Consider the following 15,632-nt stretch of genomic DNA (forward strand, 5'->3'; position numbering starts at 1 on the left):
TTTTTGAGTTTAATAATAATTTACAATTTTTAAAAAATGTAGCTTAACTTACACTGGAAAATTCAGGGGGATATCCAGACGCAATTTCTGGCTTAATAATAAAACAATATATCTTATGGTTAAAAGGCGATAAGACGTCATGGAAAAAATGGGAGGAAGAAAATCCTATTAAATAAAAAAATCGGGATTTACCCGATTTTAGATTTTGCAATTACTTTGCGATACAATTCTTCATATTGCGGAAGAATATTCGTTTTATCAAATCGTATCGCTTGTTCTTTTGCTTGATAACTAAACTCTGCCAAACGCTTTTCGTCCTCTAAAATATAAATCGCTTTTTCTGCCATCATTTCAATATCTCCTACTGGGCAAACAAAACCAGTGACTCCGTTAATATTTACTTCTGGAATTCCGCCTGCATTGGACGAAATAACCGGAACACTTGCCGCCATAGCTTCAAGTGCTGCCAAACCAAAACTTTCTTGTTCGGAAGGTAAAAGGAATAAATCTGCCGCTTTCAAAACATCATTCAAGTCACTTACCATTCCAAGACTTTTCACTTTATCTTGAATTCCAAATTCTTGAATCATTTGATCCGCCATATCCCATTCAGGACCTTCTCCAGCAATAATCAATTTCGATGGAATTTGTTTCTGGATCAAATTAAACGTTCCAATTACATCTTCAATACGTTTTACCTTTCTCAAGTTTGAAGTGTGCAAAATTACCTTCTCTTTTGGTTGCGCAAAATTATCACGACAACACACACATTTCTCTGGCAAATATTGATCATTATCAATAAAATTTGGCACTACTTCTATTTCATTTGTAATGTCAAATGCTTGTAAAGTATCTTGTTTCAAACTTTCGGAAACTGACGTTACAGCATCCGATTCATTGATCGAAAACTCAACAGCCGTTTTATACACAGGATGTTTCCCTACCAACGTAATATCTGTTCCGTGCAACGTTGTTACAATTGGTAATTTATACCCCTTTCGAGCCAACATTTGTTTCGTAAAATACGCCGCATACGCATGCGGGATCGCATAATGTACATGAACCAAATCTAATTCGTAATGCAAAACTTTATCATACAAAATTGTACTCAACGCCAAATCGTATGGCTGATATTGAAACAATGGATACGTTTCGACATGAATTCGATGAAAGTATATATTTGGTAATTTGATGTTTAATCTCGCAGGAACATTTGTGCTAAAAAAATGTACTTCATGACCTTTTTCCGCTAAATCCATTCCCAGTTCTGTTGCCACAATTCCACTCCCTCCATAGGTTGGATAGCATACAATTCCTATTTTCATTCGCGATTTTTATTTAGACAAATTTAAGGTAAAATTGCTTCATAAATTACTTGTCGAATATTTTCTCTCACTTTTTTAATGGAAAGATAATTTGGTTCGACGGTTTCATTGACACGATTCGAAAGAAAAATATACACTATGTTATATTTAGGATCAGCCCAAACCATAGATCCAGTAAAACCTGTATGACCAAAACTTTCGACAGATGGGCCAACTTTAGAAATATGTTGCATTTTATCAAAACCAGCTCCACGATGATTTCCTTTGAATTGTTGTTTTGTAAATTCCGCAACTATCTCTGGCTTCAAATAAACCTCATCGCCATATTCTCCACCATTCAAATACATTTGCATCAATTTTGCCAAATCAATCGAGTTAGAGAATAAACCAGCATGACCAGCAATTCCGCCCATCATCGCAGCTCCTTGATCGTGTACAAAACCATGTACCAATTGATTTCTATAGGTTTTGTCGTATTCGGTTGGAATAATATCTTCTAAACTAAATTTTTCTTTTGGATTAAAAGTTGTGCGATACATTCCCAATGATTGATAAAATTTTTCTTGTGTCAATTGATTCAAATCTTTCCCAAAATCCTTTTCTAATTTCTTCTTGAAAATATAATAGCCTAAGTCTGAGTATTCGTATGATTTACGGCCTAAAGATGATTTATAAATATCTTCGTAAATCGTATCTTTAATAGAGTTGATAATATAAATGTTATCTGTAACTTTTATCTGATGTTCCTCATCTTGCTTTCTCGAATAGAAATCTAAATATAATCGCGCATTTTTTACATTGACAGTTTCATTGTAAAAACCAATCCATGGCTTAAGACCAGCTTGATGCGCTAATACTTCACGAACTTTTAAGGAAGATTTGTTCGAGTTTTTTGCATCATTATCAATTTCTCCAATTGTTTGCTCAAGGTTTAATTTTCCTTCGTTTACCTCCAGCATCAACAAAGGCAACGTCGCCGTCACCTTTGTTACAGAAGCGACATCATATAAATCTGTCCACTTCACTTTTTTTAAAGAATTTTTATCTTGAGTTCCAAAGCTTTTATCATACACGATTTTCCCGTCTTTTGCGACTAAAATTTGCATTCCAGGCGTGTAATGATTTGCAATTGCTTCTTCGGCAAGTTTATCTATTTCTAAGAGTTTTTTTTTCGTAAATTCACATTTTCAGGTGCAGTAAATCCTAAACGTTTGATGTGTTTTGTTACAATTCCTTGCCCTTCTTTCAAGTTTTGATTGATATCTACCGGAAATGTTCCATCTGCATCAATTGCTCCAAAAATAACTTGCGCAGCAGCTGCTTGCGCATCTTTTGTATTTTGATAATGAACTGTAACCGCATCTAAATTTGATAAATCAAGATCTTTCAAACCATAAGGACTTGTGAATAATGAGAAGATTTTCTTTTTATCTTTTGGTAATGCTTTCAAAATTGCTTTCGAGTTATCTGACAATTTATATGGTTTGTAAACCGTTTCATTCGATAAAAACGCTCCCGAAATAATCACATCATAATCATTCAATAAATTGATCTGATTTGGATTTGAAATCTTCACCAACTCAACATTTGTATATTTTTGTAAATGTCTCAAAAATTGATCATAATCTGTTTGTTCAAGGGGAACAAAAGCTATTTTTTGATTCAATTTTTTAATTGGTAAAAGTTTGTGTTCATTCTTTACAACTGTCGAAGCTTTCTCAAAAATTTTAGTTGTTAACGCTAAATTTTCAGGAGAATTTAAATCTTCTAAAACATTTGCAGAATTTAAAGTTTTTATTTCATTTAAACCTGTAATATATTTTGCCATCAAAATTTTCTTCACACTTTCTTCTAAACGTGCTTCAGAAATCTGACCTTTATTTATTGCATCAATAATTTTTTGTTTCCCAACGTGTACATTTTGCGAAAACAATAAAATATCATTTCCCGCTACAAATGCTCTATAATCTACATCACCAGCAGGAAACATTTTTGCTACACCATCCATATTCAACGCATCTGTAATCACAATTCCTTTGAATTGTAATTCTCCTTTCAAATAATCTGTAATAATATTTTTAGATAAAGTTGAAGGTATTTTTGGATCTGGTTCTAAAGCTGGAACATTTAGATGCGCCACCATAATTGACTGTACACCTTCATCAATCATTTTCTTGAAAGGTGCAATGTGATATTTCTCTAAATCTGCTTTATTATCTGGAATCAACGGCAAAACTTTGTGCGAATCTTGATCTGTATTTCCATGTCCAGGAAAATGTTTTGCAGACGATAATACGTTTTGCGCACGCATTCCATCCATATAAGCAATTCCTTTTTCTGCAACTCGATCTGGATTTGAACCAAAAGAACGATTCCCGATAATTGGGTTATTTGGATTAACATTGACATCAACTGAAGGTGAAAAATTAAACTGAACACCCATTCTGTTCGCTTGTATACCAATTTGTTTTCCAACTTGATACACCAACTTATTATTGCGTAGAGCACCAAGCGTCATATTCCAAGGAAAACGCTCCACTCCTTTCAAACGCATTGCCAATCCCCATTCTGCATCCATTCCAATTAACAATGGAATTTTAGAAATAGATTGAAATTTATTTGTCAACTCAATTTGATGAGCCGCTTGATCTTGCATAAAAATTAATCCTCCGATATGTTCTTCTTCAATTAATTTTTGAATATCATTTTCATGCACCACATCTCTATTTGTATAGGCTGCAACGATAAATAACTGACCTACTTTTTCTTCCAATGACATTGAATTATACTTCTCATTCACCCATTTCATCTGAATAGAATCTTTGTACAATGGCGAAACGTGTTGCGCTTTCGAAGCTATAGGTAAAATAATTGTTAAGAATACGTATGCGATTACTCTTTTCATTCCGGAATAAATTAATTTTGCTTGTTTTTTCTTTTTTAGAAACATTTTTTAAAGGCCAATCAAGTTAGGATTGGTAAATTTATAGTAAATTGTCAAATTAAATAAATTTATATGAGTATTTTCAGTGTTGTACAGGATAGCATGTTGAATCATCCTGGACTAATAACTGTTTTTGGAGTTGCAGTAATTATTATGTTACTACTTGATTTAGGTGTTTTTAATAAAAATGCACACGCGGTTTCGAACAAAGAAGCGCTTACTTGGACTATCGTTTGGATTTCCTTGGCGATGATTTTTAGTGGAGTGATTTATTTCGTTTTTAAAGAAGCAGATGGACATGCATTTGCCATCAATAAATTTTCGCAATTCCAGGCGGCGTATTGGATAGAAAAAGCCTTATCCGTAGATAATTTATTCGTCTTCATACTCGTTTTTGGATTCTTTAAAATTCCAAAAGAATATCAACATAAAGTCCTTTTTTGGGGAATTTTAGGTGCTCTTCTTTTTAGAGCAATCTTTATTTTTGCAGGTGTTGAATTAATTAAAATGACTTATTTACCATCTTTTTCTATTGGAGATTGGCACTTTAATCTTGGTGATGAAGCAACTCATGCAAATTTTGAAGCAAAACAATTCTTCCGTCCAAATGTCGTTTTAACACTGTTTGGTTTCTTCTTAATTGTCGCCGGAATCAAATCTTGGAAATCAAGTGATGATGATGAAAATCAAGATTTATCACAAAATTTTGGTGTTAAATTGGTACACAAATTCTTTAAAGTTACACCGAATTTTGATGGAGATAAATTCTTTTCTGTTCAAAACGGAATTAAAATGGCAACACCACTTTTCGTCGCTTTAATGGTAATTGAAGTAACTGATTTGGTTTTCGCTGTAGATAGTATTCCTGCTATATTCGCTGTTGCTCCAGACGATCCTTTTATTCTATATTCATCTAATATTTTTGCAATTTTAGGACTTCGTTCATTATATTTCTTGTTGGCAAATTCAATGGATAAATTCAATAAACTACATTACGGCTTAGCGATTATTTTAAGTTTTATCGGAATTAAAATGATTATTATGCCATTCTATCATTTCGAATCGACTATTTCATTGTCAATAATTGGTGGAGTTTTATTAATAACAATTATTTGGTCGTTAATTTCGAATAAATCAGAGGTTAAGGAATAGATTATTATCTTCATATAATGATAAACCCCAAGATTAAATTCAATCTTGGGGTTTATTTTATAATCATTATACCTTACGAAACAACTTCTATCAAACTACCTCTTTCTTCATCTTTTGTGATTTGCAAAGCAACTGGAATTCGATCTTTTAATTCGTCTACGTGAGAAATAATTCCGACAATTCGGTTTTCTTTTTGTAAACTCATCAACGTTTCAAACACGATATTTACCGCATCTGCGTCTTGCGTTCCAAAACCTTCATCAATAAAGAAGAAGTTCTTTTCCGACTTCGCATTTGTTTGCACACTTTCTGCCAAAGCCAAAGCCAAACTCAAAGAAACTTGGAAAGATTGTCCCCCAGAAAGCGTTTTCACACTACGTGAACGACCTTCGTTCAAATAATCTATAATCTCAAAATCATTGTTGTCATTCATTTGTAAACTTAATTGATTTCTCGTCATTCGATGAAATCTCACATTTGCGTTATCACATAATTGTTTCAAATAAATTAACGAAACATATTGCACAAATCCTGCTGAATTAAACAAATTTCGCATCGTTTGTAAATTAGCCGCACGCTTTTTCAACTTTTCCAATTCAATTAACAAATCTTTCTTTTCTACAAAAGATTTATTCAATCGCTCAATTTCAGCTTTTATTTTAGTTACAACTTCAGTAGCTTCTTTCAATTGACTTGTCACAAAAATCAATTTTTCTTCTTGTATTTTATAAATCGTTTCATCAAAAGAAACTTCCGATAATTTTTGCTCTAATTCATGAATTAAATTTTTCAACGTTTCATACAAAATTCGAAAATCTTCCAACTCTTTTCTGATTTGAGAAACATTAAATTTCTGATTTAAAACAAATTGAACCTCTTCAATGTTTTGTATTTGATATTTTTCTAATGCTTTTTCTATTTGATTTTGATTAATAGCCAACTCTTCTTTTAACTCAATAAGTTGTTTTTCAACTAATTCAATTGAAGTTTTTTGAGAAGCTAATTTTGGATTCAATTGATTTAAACTTTCTGTAAATTGAATATAATCTTGTTCAATTTTTGTATTATTTAACTTTAAATCATTCAAATTTTGAAGCACATTTTCTGTTGTTTGATTTTGAAAATCTTCAAATTTCAAGACTTTCAAATTTGCTTGATTTTGCTTGATTTGAGAAGCTTTTTCAGCTTCTTCTAATCTAAATTTTTCTAAAGCATTTTTATATTTTTCAACAGATTCACGTTCTTTCTCTAAAGTTTCACGAAAAGTTTCAATCTCTTTATTTTTATCCGAAATTGTTTTGTCCAAAGCAACAGCTGCTTTCTTTTTTTCTTCAAATAATTCAACATTTTTCGAATCAAAATCTTTCCAAACAAACAAATTCAGATGATTTTCTTGTTCAATTTTCAGATCATTCAAAACTTGATTTTCTTGTGCAATTTGTTTTTCAATAAACTGTTTTTGATCAATCATTTTCTGAACTTCATTTTGTTTTTTCTGAAGCGATTTTAACTTTTCATCAATTTGATTTAATTCATTATTTACAACTTCAAATTTCGTGGAAATATCATCAATTTCAACAATATTCGGATGCTCTAAAGCGCCACAAAGCGGACAAGATTCACCTTCGTGTAAATTATGTGCAAAATGAACCAACTTTTGCTGAACTTCTAATTCATTTTTCTGTTTTTCAATTGATTTTTTAGTTGATTCAAGCTTTTCAAATTCAGAACTAAACCAATTTTCAAAACTTGAAATTTCAATATTATCTGTTTTGAATTGAGCTTCGAAAACATTAATTTGTTGCTTTTGCTCATCTATTTTAGTTTGTTGTTTCTGAATAGATTGTTGCAAATTTTGATTCTGAACAAACCAATTTCCAACCTCCATCAATGTTTGCGCATCTATTTTTGACTCAGCTAAAGTTTTGACTTCTTTTTCAGATAATTTGATTGAAGCTTCAATTTTCTGTTCATTTTTCTGAACCTCTTCAACTTCTTTCAAACCTTTTGCTGTTCTTACTTTTAACTTTTCTATCTCCTCTGAAAAAGTTAAAATTTGAACTATTAATTCTAAATCTGTTTCTTCTTTTCGTTTTATTGGTAAAGTTTCATAATCAGTTTTAATCGCTTCAATTTGGTTCGAAATTTCTTTGATTTGATTCTCGATTAAAGTCAGTTGTTTTTGTTGATTTTCAACTGAAATTGACTTTTCTTCAATCTGATTTGAAAGTTTTTTATGATTTTCTAAAAGTTGAGAAAACGCATTAAAAATCAATTCATAGCGCTCAATTTCAAGTTTTCGTTGATCCATTTCATTTTTCTGAACTGAAACTTTTTCAAAATCAATTTTCTTTTGTTTTAAAGTCTCAAAATCTGATTTCAACGCTTTTAAACGTTGAAATGATTCATTCATTTGATTATATTCTTCTTGAACTTGATTGGTAACTTTTGTTTGCTCAATCAAATTTTCTTCAAGCTCTTTTATTTTTTCTTCCGAAACTTCTTCAAATCCAGATAATTTCCCTTCTAGTTGATTCAAATTCGTTAAGTTTTGAGAATTTAAAGCTGCAACTTTATCTTGTAAATCATAACGATGAAGTCCAAAAATTTCCTTCATCATTTGTGTTCGATCTTTTGCACCCAACTCAATAAATTCCTTGAATTGCCCTTGCGGAATAATAATTGTTCGTTTGAAATTTTCGTAACTCAACCCAATTATTTCTTCTGCTTTCGAATGATTAAGCGGAATCCATTCATTGTCTTTTTGTTCATAAAAAACAACTATTGGCGATTTTACATCTTCAAAACGTTTCGAATTTCTTTTAAATTCACGTGTTGCTCTGAATAATTTTTGTTCAAAATTATAGAAATCAAACTCGATATATGCCAAATTCGATTTCAAATTCATCATATTGTAAGCACGCTTATCTTTGGAATTTAGACGTTCTGTTTCGCCATACAAAACGTACATAATCGCTTCCAAAATTGACGATTTTCCGGAACCTACATTCCCGAAAATTCCAAATAATCCTGCTTCTGTTAATTCAGAAAAGTCAATTGTTTGACGTTCTTGATACGAATAAAGTCCTTCTATGGTTAATTTTACTGGAATCATTATGAATTCAAAATTTCGTTAAACAAATCCTTTATTTCGTCGTTTGGTTCTTGATTTCCATTTTTCGATTTGAAATAATCTGCAAACAATTCCTTCATATCTTTTGTTTGATCTGCAAACTTATACTCAACCATTTCAACCTCTTGATTTTTAACTTTCGGAATCAAATGAATAATTCCATCATGTGATTGATAAATCAATTTTCGTTCATCAGCTTTCAAAAAAGAATCACTTTCTAAAATCAATTCAACCAACGCATTTTGATTTTCATTCAACCATTCTACAGCTAAATTTATATCATCAAAAGTTTTTCGAATAAGCGGTTTTCCATGCTTTAATTCAATTTTATGATAAGAAATAGTTTTATTTGGTTCTGCTTCTATTACCGAAACATACTTGGTTTGACCAGCTTCGGAAAAACTATAACACAAAGGCGAAGAGCTGTACACAACAGGTTTTTCTTCTGTTCCGATGTTCTTAAAACCATGCAAATGTCCAAGCGCTGTATATTGAATTTGAGGCGGAATAGCTTCGGAAAAAATCATATCTGCATTTCCAATTTTAATCGGTTTTTCGCCTTCTGGTTCCTCTAAAATTTCAGCACCTTTTTGGTTCATATACAAATGTGCTATCAATAAATTAACACCATTTTCGTCACAATATTCATCCGCAATATTTTTCCAATTTGTCGCTAAAACTTCATTCAATGCATCTTCTTTATTCTCTCCAAAATATTGTTTCAAACGAATTTCGTTTGCATAAGGCGTATGAATAATTCGAATCGGGTAATCGAAAGAATTTAATTTCAATTCAATCATTCCTTCTACAGATTTTAAAATTTTGAAATCATTTAATTCAAATTCCTGAATTTTTGCATTTGGATAACCAATCAAAATAATTCCACATTCGCGTGCCAACGGATCTGGCGCATCAATCAAACTTGGAGAATCGTGATTACCAGAAATCGCTACAACAGGACGTTTTCCGTTATTCGAAAGTCTTTTTAATGTTTTATAAAATAATTCTACAGCTTCCACACTTGGATTAAAATTATCAAATAAATCGCCCGCAATAAGTACCAAATCGACTTGTTGTTGATCTGCAATTTCGATAATCTCGTTCATCACTAAAATTTGTTCTTCTAATCGCGAAAAACTATCCAATTTTTTGCCCAAGTGCCAATCGGCTGTATGTAGAATTTTTATCATTATTCTTCCGTTTCTGGTTTATTTTTATCATTAAATCGTTGATTGATTGCTTTTAATCGAGCTTTGCGTTCAGCTTCGGCTTCTTGCGCTTTACGTTTCTTTTGATCTAACTTTTTCTTATGCGCTTTTTTATTTGCATCTGTATTTCTACTCATTTCTATTTGGTTTAAAATTAATTTTTCTCCACGCCAAATGATGTCGCAAAGTTAGATTAAATGATAAAGAATTGTAAATCTTTTGTCCAACTAAATTGAAATTATTAACTTGGCTAGAAAGTAATCGAATTTATTAATTTTAAAACATTTATAATGGGAAAAGGCGATAAAAAATCGAGAAGAGGAAAAATTGTGAATGGCTCTTATGGTGTAAAACGTCCGAGACATAAGTATTATTATGAGGAAGATGTTGTTGAAGAAAAACCAACCAAAAAAGCTAAAAAGTAATTTTTTGAAGCTGAAAATCAGGATTGATTTTCAGCTTTTTTATTTTATTCAACTCAACAATAATTTATCCAATGATGAGAATAAAATCTACAATTTAAGCCATTAAATATTGAGTTTATTTGTGCTATCAAAAAATAAAACATGAATATTTTTAAAAAGAATTACAACAAGCATTTTTGTATTATTGGTTGGATTAACACTTTTTAGTTGTAACAATGATGATGATTCAGGAATTACAGAGCAATTAACGCCAAGCGAAATTTTATCCTTTACTTCTTGGGAAACAACTAATGCTTTGAACAATAAAGGACAAAATGTAGCCTTAACAGACACTAATGTTTCTAATTTTGTAGGTTATACCTATTTCAAAAAAGATGATACATTTACTATGTTCAATTTAGATGATACGCCAAAAATGAAAGGAGATTGGTCTGTTTCTGAAGAAGGAAAAACAAGAACAATCGTTGCTAAAAATGATGCAGTAGAAGTTTTGTTTACACGAATTGTTGACATTACAGTTTTAACAAAACAAGAATTTACTTACAGAATTTATCCGTCTAATGATGATAAATCTGTTTATTTCTATATCGTACATACGCCTAAAGCTCACAAAGAGCCAACAAAATAGTGTCACATCAATATCATCCAAATATTTAAATTTAAAAAGCTAAGCGTCAATTGACACTTAGCTTTTTTTGTTATTATTTCACAAATTTATATTCAACATTATTCCAAAAAACATAAGCTCCTTCTTGTTTTAAACTTTCAGGCTTATCTATAATTCTTGGAAAAATATTGTCTTTTGTAATTTTTCCAAAAGAAGAACTTTTACCAGAAGCAGAACTTCCATTTTCAGGATCTACAACAGCATAAGACTCAAAATGTTTGAACAAATAAAATGAATTTGTTGTTTTATCAATTCGACCCAACAATATTTTTCTTGAACCGTCAGTAGCATACAGATTATTTTCTTCTATAGTTGATTTAAATTTAGACGTTTTCAATTCTTCATTGATTATAATCGAATCTTTTTTCAATTCAATAGATTTGACAGAAGGATCTTCGTAAAGCGTCCACGTTTTCTTGAAAAAAGCTTCTGCTTCTACCGGATAATCTTTTCCGTTTATTCCTTTGTAATAGTATGCATCTAAAATTGAAACATTTTTATCGAATTTGAAAATTTCAGTTTCCGTTGGTTGAGGATTCGTAGGCTGTTCTTTGACTGGAGTTGTCACTTCGTCTTCTTGACAAGAAAAGATTACAAAAGCAGCAAAAAAAGGTAATAACTTTTTCATGTATGATTATTATTTATACTAAACAACCTCAAATCTATTCAAAAAGTATAAAATCTATGTTAAATATTCTTTGTTTCAAGCCAATTCTAACAAAAGTCATTAAATACAAAATCAACAACCTCATTATATTTACAGAAACAAAAACAACATGAAAGCAATTTTATTTGCCTTATTTCTATTATTGAATACTACAATTTTTGCTCAATCTCTTGAAATAAAATCGCCGAATAAACTTCCTAAAAATGATCAACGTACAAAGATATTTTTGGGCGGAACAATTGATATGAGAAATTCTGAAGATTGGCAAGCGAAGGTTTCAAAAGAATTGAAAAATGAAAAAGTCATCTTGCTAAATCCTCGTCGTGATGATTGGAATACCGCTTGGAAGCCTGTGAAAGAAGAGCCCGAATTTCGCAAACAAGTGGAATGGGAGTTGAATGCATTAGAAAATGCAGACTATATTATTATGTTTTTTGGAAAAGATTCTAAAAGTCCGATTAGTTTGTTAGAAATGGGATTGTATGCAAAAAGTGGAAAACTTTTGGTGATTTGTCCAGATGGTTTTTGGCGAAAAGGAAATGTTGATATTACGGCAGAAAAATATGGTGTAAAACAATTTGATTCGATAGAAAATGTGTTAGATTATTTAAAAAATATTCTAAAATAATTAATTATAAGAGAGAGAATTAAGTTTTGAATCGAAAGGTTTAACATATAATTTTATTTCTCAAAATCTTATTTTAAAAATTTATGTTTTAGCTTTGAAACCGCTTTAATAGTAAGTTTTACAGATTATGAAACATAATGATTTGGAAATTAATCGGTTGATTGAACGATTAGAATCTTTAGGAATTTTGGTCGAAAAAATCGAGAGTTCTGGTTTTGGTAGCATGTTAAATTTTGAAATGATTTATCAACTTCCTGAACAAAATATTTCTAACGCTATCAATTTTAGACGTTTTGATATACAAGATGTTTATCTTTATTTCAAAGAGGCTGTTAATCAAAAAGGAGATTTACTTTTTATAGAATAAACGAAAAATGCTCAAGAATTTGAGCATTTTTTTATTTCAATTTTTGTAAGTCATTAACTGTATAAAACTTCATATCATTATTCTTCACAAACTTGCAAATCTCTTCTAAGGTTTTAAATTCAGTTTCATAATTATTAATTGCTTTTGCAACTGTTTTATGCGCGTAAAAAATGACTATCTTATTGTTATCCTTTGCATATTGCAACAACGAAATATAATAAGGCACATTAAAATGCTCGTAACTATTATCGATTCCTAAACCAAAAAATAACGGTTTATTTTGATAATAACAGTTCTGAAAATTAGGCGCTTCGTTTCCATAAGTTGTTCCTCTTAAGGTTTTAAAATGATTGAAAAGTAATTGACCCGATTCTACACTTCGATCGCCATAAGGATAAGAAAAATCGGTTACATCAAAACCTTTGTTTTTCATCAAACTTAGCATTGGAGCGATTTCTTTTTCAATAAATTCTTTTCCTCCAAATTCTTTTATATACTTTGTTGTATATACATGAATTAAACCATCCGCAGCAATCTCATTTCCGTTTTGTTGCAGATAAGTTAACTCACGAATTTGACTCTCCGAAAGCTTATCAAAATGCGTTACATAAAACGTTCCTTTCCAATTGTATTGTTTCAATTTTAAATTCGCATTGAACCATTCGTCCACATAATCATCATCAAATGTAAGCACCACTCCTCCTCTATTTGTAGATTTTTTTGTTTCTTTTATCGCATCTTATTCGTGTGTACAGCTATTCAACACAAAAATTGAAATCAGACAAACAAAATAATAGTTGAGTTTTAGCATTCTTTATCAGTAAGTTTTAGTAGTTAAATATATCGAAAAAGCAACTATTAAAATCAGAAATTTTTAAAATTAAGCAAATTTTAATTTTAGATGATTTTGAAGTTTTAAAAAAAAACCACTCAAAATTGAGTGGTTTAGAAAATACTATATTGTAATTTATATCTGCTGATACATAAAGTTTTCACCTAGATAAACGCGACGAACATCTTCATCATTTGCTAATTCTTCTGGCGAACCTTCTTTCAAGATTTTACCTTCGAACATAATATATGTTTTATCGGTAATTGCAAGCGTTTGCGATACATTATGATCGGTAATTAAGATTCCGATATTTTTATCTTTTAACGAACGTACAATTTTCTGAATATCCTCAACCGCAATAGGGTCAACTCCAGCAAAAGGCTCATCTAATAAAATAAAATTAGGTTCTGTTGCCAAACAACGTGCTATTTCGCAACGACGACGCTCACCTCCAGAAAGTAAATCACCACGATTTTTACGAACATGCTCTAACGAGAACTCTTCAATCAAAGCATCTGTGCGCATTTGTTGCTCTTTTTTGGAATGTTTCGTGAATTGTAAAACTGATTTGATATTATCTTCTACAGAAAGTTTACGAAAAACAGAGGCTTCTTGCGCCAAATATCCAATACCTTTTTGCGCGCGTTTGTACATCGCATCGTTTGTGATATCTTGTTTATCCAAAAAAACTTTTCCTTGCGTAGCCTTTACCAAACCAACAATCATGTAGAAAGAAGTCGTTTTACCAGCACCATTTGGTCCTAATAATCCAATAATTTCTCCTTGTTCTACTTGAAAAGACACATTTTTTACGACATGTTTTTTACCGTAATCTTTTACTAAATTCTGACCTTTTAATACAATTCCCATATCGCTTCAAAGATAGGATTTTTGTTATTTAATCGAGTTAATAATATCATATTTTGTGATGATATGATATTTTCCGTTTTCTAATTCTATTAAAACAGCTTGATTATCCTTTGTAATTAACTTCGAAACTTCTTCGATAGATGTTCCTGCTTTTACGACTGGATATGGTTTTCCCATTATTTCGTGAACAGGTTTTTCAGCAACATTTCTATCTTCTAAAAATGCTTGAAACAAATCTGATTCATCCAAAGAACCAACAATTCCATTCACGTCCATTACTGGAATTTGAGAAATTTTGAAACGACGCATACGATCAATTGCATGAGAAGCCAATTCCTCTGTACGAACCGTAACCAAAGGTTTATCAACATGTTCTTTGATTAAATCGACAGCTGTTTTGATTTCTTCGTCCAAATATCCTCTGTCACGCATCCAATCATCGTTAAAGATTTTTCCTACATAACGAGAACCTGAATCGTGGAATAAAACTACTACAACATCATCTGGTCCGAATTCGTCCTTCATTTGCAACAATCCTTTGATCGCTGATCCCGAAGACATTCCAACAAACAAACCTTCTTCTAAAGCTAAACGACGCGTATAAACCGCTGCATCTTTATCAGTCACTTTTGTAAATCCATCAATAATATCAAAATCTACGTTTTCTGGTAAAATATCTTCACCAATTCCTTCTGTTACATAAGAATACACTTCATTTTCGTCGAAGATTCCTGTTTCTTTATATTTTTTGAAAACTGATCCATACGTATCAACTCCCCAAATTTTAATATTAGGATTTTTTTCTTTCAAGTATTTCCCAACTCCTGAAATTGTTCCTCCAGTTCCAACACCAACAATAAAATGCGTTACTTTTCCTTCTGTTTGTTCCCAAATTTCTGGTCCAGTTTGCTCATAATTCGCAATTGCATTTGATGGATTATCATACTGATTGACATACCAACCATTCGGTGTTTCTTGAGCCAAACGTTTAGAAACTGAATAATAAGAACGTGGATCATCTGGCTCAACATCCGTAGGACAAACCACAACTTTTGCACCAACAGCGCGCAAAATATCCATTTTCTCTTTCGATTGTTTGTCTGTAATCACACAAATTAATTTGTAACCTTTGATCACAGCAGCCAAAGCCAATCCCATTCCTGTGTTACCAGAAGTACCTTCGATAATTGTACCTCCTGGAACTAAACGACCATCTTTTTCGGCATCTTCAACCATTTTTAACGCCATACGATCTTTACAAGAATGACCAGGGTTAAAATATTCAACTTTTGCTAAAACTGTACATGGTAAATCCTTTGTAATCTTATTAATTTTAACCAAAGGTGTATTCCCAATCGTTTCTAATATATTGTTTGCGAATTTCATTTTTTTCTAACTTTTAAATTAAAACATT

General features: G+C 31.2%; 15 protein-coding genes. 5 read left to right on the forward strand and 10 right to left on the reverse strand.

The window, feature by feature from the left end:
- Window positions 1–188: 188 nt before the first annotated feature.
- Genes bshA through HXZ69_RS00015 form a run of 3 tightly spaced genes read right to left on the reverse strand, consistent with a single transcriptional unit; the run spans window position 189 to window position 4,230 of the window.
- Entirely contained in the window at window positions 189–1,325 is a 1,137-nt protein-coding gene (gene bshA / locus HXZ69_RS00005) for an N-acetyl-alpha-D-glucosaminyl L-malate synthase BshA (protein ID WP_125348800.1), read from the reverse strand.
- A gap of 23 nt (window positions 1,326–1,348) precedes the next feature.
- Complete coding sequence (locus tag HXZ69_RS00010; protein ID WP_125348799.1) at window positions 1,349–2,479, reverse strand: serine hydrolase domain-containing protein; 1,131 nt, start codon at window positions 2,477–2,479, stop codon at window positions 1,349–1,351.
- 2 nt (window positions 2,480–2,481) lie between these two features.
- The gene (locus HXZ69_RS00015; protein WP_286494641.1) at window positions 2,482–4,230 is read right to left on the reverse strand and encodes a glycoside hydrolase family 3 protein; all 1,749 of its coding nucleotides are present in this window, start codon (window positions 4,228–4,230) and stop codon (window positions 2,482–2,484) included.
- Window positions 4,231–4,341: 111 nt separating this feature from the next.
- Here HXZ69_RS00015 and HXZ69_RS00020 point away from each other — a divergent pair, with 111 nt between their 5' ends.
- Window positions 4,342–5,421, forward strand: coding sequence for a TerC family protein (locus HXZ69_RS00020; protein ID WP_286494642.1), 1,080 nt, complete (start codon window positions 4,342–4,344; stop codon window positions 5,419–5,421).
- A 73-nt stretch (window positions 5,422–5,494) separates the two neighbouring features.
- Here the strand turns inward: HXZ69_RS00020 and HXZ69_RS00025 are convergent, their stop codons facing one another.
- Genes HXZ69_RS00025 through HXZ69_RS00035 form a run of 3 tightly spaced genes read right to left on the reverse strand, consistent with a single transcriptional unit; the run spans window position 5,495 to window position 9,899 of the window.
- A complete protein-coding gene (locus HXZ69_RS00025; protein WP_286494643.1) occupies window positions 5,495–8,536 on the reverse strand; it encodes an AAA family ATPase in 3,042 nt (1,013 codons plus the stop codon).
- A complete protein-coding gene (locus HXZ69_RS00030) occupies window positions 8,536–9,741 on the reverse strand; it encodes a metallophosphoesterase family protein (RefSeq protein ID WP_125348858.1) in 1,206 nt (401 codons plus the stop codon). Before HXZ69_RS00030 ends, HXZ69_RS00025 begins: the two co-directional genes overlap by 1 nt.
- 2 nt (window positions 9,742–9,743) lie before the next feature.
- Entirely contained in the window at window positions 9,744–9,899 is a 156-nt protein-coding gene (locus HXZ69_RS00035) for a hypothetical protein (protein ID WP_185144078.1), read from the reverse strand.
- 153 nt (window positions 9,900–10,052) lie between these two features.
- On the opposite strand from HXZ69_RS00035, the gene HXZ69_RS00040 reads away from it, so the two are divergent.
- Together HXZ69_RS00040 and HXZ69_RS00045 are read left to right on the forward strand one after the other, a co-directional pair.
- On the forward strand, window positions 10,053–10,187 hold the full coding sequence (locus HXZ69_RS00040; RefSeq protein ID WP_219033578.1) for a 30S ribosomal protein THX: 135 nt from the start codon (window positions 10,053–10,055) through the stop codon (window positions 10,185–10,187).
- A gap of 184 nt (window positions 10,188–10,371) precedes the next feature.
- Window positions 10,372–10,815, forward strand: coding sequence for a DUF4822 domain-containing protein (locus HXZ69_RS00045; protein WP_286494645.1), 444 nt, complete (start codon window positions 10,372–10,374; stop codon window positions 10,813–10,815).
- A 73-nt stretch (window positions 10,816–10,888) separates the two neighbouring features.
- On the opposite strand, the gene HXZ69_RS00050 is transcribed toward HXZ69_RS00045, so the two are convergent.
- On the reverse strand, window positions 10,889–11,482 hold the full coding sequence (locus HXZ69_RS00050) for a hypothetical protein (RefSeq protein WP_221856011.1): 594 nt from the start codon (window positions 11,480–11,482) through the stop codon (window positions 10,889–10,891).
- Window positions 11,483–11,630: 148 nt separating this feature from the next.
- Here HXZ69_RS00050 and HXZ69_RS00055 point away from each other — a divergent pair, with 148 nt between their 5' ends.
- Both HXZ69_RS00055 and HXZ69_RS00060 read left to right on the forward strand, forming a co-directional pair.
- Entirely contained in the window at window positions 11,631–12,149 is a 519-nt protein-coding gene (locus HXZ69_RS00055; RefSeq protein ID WP_180904942.1) for a nucleoside 2-deoxyribosyltransferase domain-containing protein, read from the forward strand.
- Window positions 12,150–12,276: 127 nt separating this feature from the next.
- The gene (locus HXZ69_RS00060; protein ID WP_038334521.1) at window positions 12,277–12,516 is read left to right on the forward strand and encodes a hypothetical protein; all 240 of its coding nucleotides are present in this window, start codon (window positions 12,277–12,279) and stop codon (window positions 12,514–12,516) included.
- A gap of 31 nt (window positions 12,517–12,547) precedes the next feature.
- Here the strand turns inward: HXZ69_RS00060 and HXZ69_RS00065 are convergent, their stop codons facing one another.
- The 3 genes from HXZ69_RS00065 to HXZ69_RS00075 form a co-directional block, all read right to left on the reverse strand.
- The gene (locus tag HXZ69_RS00065) at window positions 12,548–13,249 is read right to left on the reverse strand and encodes a polysaccharide deacetylase family protein (RefSeq protein ID WP_280045388.1); all 702 of its coding nucleotides are present in this window, start codon (window positions 13,247–13,249) and stop codon (window positions 12,548–12,550) included.
- Window positions 13,250–13,483: 234 nt separating this feature from the next.
- A complete protein-coding gene (gene lptB, locus HXZ69_RS00070) occupies window positions 13,484–14,212 on the reverse strand; it encodes an LPS export ABC transporter ATP-binding protein (RefSeq protein WP_125348857.1) in 729 nt (242 codons plus the stop codon).
- Window positions 14,213–14,242: 30 nt separating this feature from the next.
- Window positions 14,243–15,604: a pyridoxal-phosphate dependent enzyme gene (locus HXZ69_RS00075; protein WP_115001359.1), complete on the reverse strand. Its 1,362-nt coding sequence runs from the start codon at window positions 15,602–15,604 to the stop codon at window positions 14,243–14,245.
- Window positions 15,605–15,632 lie beyond the last annotated feature (28 nt).

The organism is Empedobacter sp. R132-2, from assembly GCF_030324375.1.
GTDB classification, from domain to species: domain Bacteria; phylum Bacteroidota; class Bacteroidia; order Flavobacteriales; family Weeksellaceae; genus Empedobacter; species Empedobacter falsenii_B.

Excerpts from the sequence above, each read along its gene's own strand:
- HXZ69_RS00075 (WP_115001359.1), bottom strand. The coding sequence starts at position 15,604 with ATGAAATTCGCAAACAATATATTAGAAACGATTGGGAATACACCTTTG.
- HXZ69_RS00040 (WP_219033578.1), top strand. The coding sequence starts at position 10,053 with ATGGGAAAAGGCGATAAAAAATCGAGAAGAGGAAAAATTGTGAATGGC.
- HXZ69_RS00015 (WP_286494641.1), bottom strand. The coding sequence starts at position 4,230 with ATGAAAAGAGTAATCGCATACGTATTCTTAACAATTATTTTACCTATA.
- HXZ69_RS00055 (WP_180904942.1), top strand. The coding sequence starts at position 11,631 with ATGAAAGCAATTTTATTTGCCTTATTTCTATTATTGAATACTACAATT.
- HXZ69_RS00020 (WP_286494642.1), top strand. The coding sequence starts at position 4,342 with ATGAGTATTTTCAGTGTTGTACAGGATAGCATGTTGAATCATCCTGGA.
- HXZ69_RS00060 (WP_038334521.1), top strand. The coding sequence starts at position 12,277 with ATGAAACATAATGATTTGGAAATTAATCGGTTGATTGAACGATTAGAA.
- bshA (WP_125348800.1), bottom strand. The coding sequence starts at position 1,325 with ATGAAAATAGGAATTGTATGCTATCCAACCTATGGAGGGAGTGGAATT.
- HXZ69_RS00050 (WP_221856011.1), bottom strand. The coding sequence starts at position 11,482 with ATGAAAAAGTTATTACCTTTTTTTGCTGCTTTTGTAATCTTTTCTTGT.
- HXZ69_RS00025 (WP_286494643.1), bottom strand. The coding sequence starts at position 8,536 with ATGATTCCAGTAAAATTAACCATAGAAGGACTTTATTCGTATCAAGAA.
- HXZ69_RS00035 (WP_185144078.1), bottom strand. The coding sequence starts at position 9,899 with ATGAGTAGAAATACAGATGCAAATAAAAAAGCGCATAAGAAAAAGTTA.